The sequence below is a fragment of the Streptomyces sp. NPDC060194 genome (genome assembly GCF_042728285.1).
Classification (GTDB): domain Bacteria; phylum Actinomycetota; class Actinomycetes; order Streptomycetales; family Streptomycetaceae; genus Streptomyces.
The window spans coordinates 1-1,374 of the sequence record NZ_JBHWZH010000301.1 but is presented as its reverse complement, the minus strand read 5'-3'; the positions used below and the strand labels follow the sequence as shown (position 1 = coordinate 1,374).

Below are 1,374 nucleotides of genomic sequence, written 5' to 3'. Positions count from 1 at the left end.
GCCCGGAACGGGCCGCCCTCCTCGTACGCCGGAACTCAGCCGGCCACGTGCAGCCGGATCCGCCCGTCCGCCAGCGCCTCGACGCGAAGCCCGGTCAGGTCGGCGACGTGCGCCGTCGGGGCCAGCGCGGCCGCCCGCGGCCCGACCCCCACGACCTGCATCCCCGCCGCCTTCGCCGCCGCGATCCCCGCCTCCGAGTCCTCGAACGCGATGCACTCGGCCGGCTCGAAGCCCAATTCGGCGGCGCCCTTCAGGAAGCCCTCCGGGTGCGGCTTGCTCTCGCCGACGCTCTCCGCGGTGACCCGGGCGACCGGCATCGGCAGCGCGGCGGCGGTCATCCGCGCGGTGGCGAGCGCGAGGTCCGCGGAGGTCACCAGCGCGTGCGGCAGTGTGGCGAGCGCGGCGAGGAACGCGGGCGCGCCCGGGATCGGCACGACGCCCTCGGTGTCGGCGGTCTCGGCGGCGAGCATCTCGCGGTTCTCCGCGTAGTTCTGCTCCATCGGCCGCTCCGGCAGCAGCGCGGCCATGGTGGCGTAGCCCTGACGGCCGTGGACGACCTTCAGCACCGCCGCCGGGTCGAGGCCCTGGGCGACGGCCCAGCCCGTCCAGATGCGCTCCACCGCGGCGTCGGAGTTGACCAGGGTGCCGTCCATGTCGAGCAGGAGGGCGCTGCCGGTCAGCGTGCGGGCGGTGGTCTCCGACATCGGCGAACTCCGAAACCAGTGAAGGGGGCCCGGGGCGCGAGAGGCGCGCCCGAGCGGGCGCGAACGAGGACAGAGCGGTCCCGCCCGCCGGTCAGGGAGTGCGGGCGGGGCCACTTTGTTTCATCAGAGTACAAAAGTGGGGGCGCAAAGGCGAACCCGCCCCGCGAACCCGTCACCGCGGCCCGCCCCGCGCAACCGTCAGCGGTCGCCCCGTCCACGGTCGCGATCCCCGCCGGAGTCCCCGTCCGGGTCGCCCGACGGCTCCTGCGTCAGCTCCTCCAGCACCCGCCGCGTCTCGGGTCCGTACACCCCGGAGGGGTCCGCGGTGATCCCGCGGTTCATTTGGAAGAAGACGACCGACATCTCGACGCCCTCGTCGTAGTCGCCGTCGGCCCGCCCGCGGTACGCGCCCAGCTGCCAGAGCCGCCGCTGCAGCTCGACCACCTCGGGGCCCTGGGACCCCGGGTTCAGCGTCGGCCCCGCCGGGGCGGCCTCCGCGGCCGGCGCGTCGGCCGGCGGGGGCGCGGCGGACGACGGCGTCGCGGCGGACGCGCTCGCCTCCGGCGCCTTCGAGGCCGACGGGGACGCGCTGCTCGGCGAGGAGGCGGCCGCGGAGGCGCTCGCCGAGGCCGAGGCCGAGGCCGACGCGGACGACGACGCCGATGCCGAC

Annotated in this window: 2 protein-coding genes; both read right to left on the bottom strand. The window is 76.3% G+C overall.

The features are described 5' to 3' along the window. Nucleotides 1–35 precede the first annotated feature (35 nt). The gene (locus ACFWEG_RS29045) at nucleotides 36–704 is read right to left on the bottom strand and encodes an HAD-IA family hydrolase (RefSeq protein WP_387221108.1); all 669 of its coding nucleotides are present in this window, start codon (nucleotides 702–704) and stop codon (nucleotides 36–38) included. A 198-nt stretch (nucleotides 705–902) separates the two neighbouring features. Continuing rightward, the coding region (locus ACFWEG_RS29040; protein ID WP_387221105.1) for a peptidoglycan-binding protein at nucleotides 903–1,374 on the bottom strand (472 nt) is incomplete at its 5' end.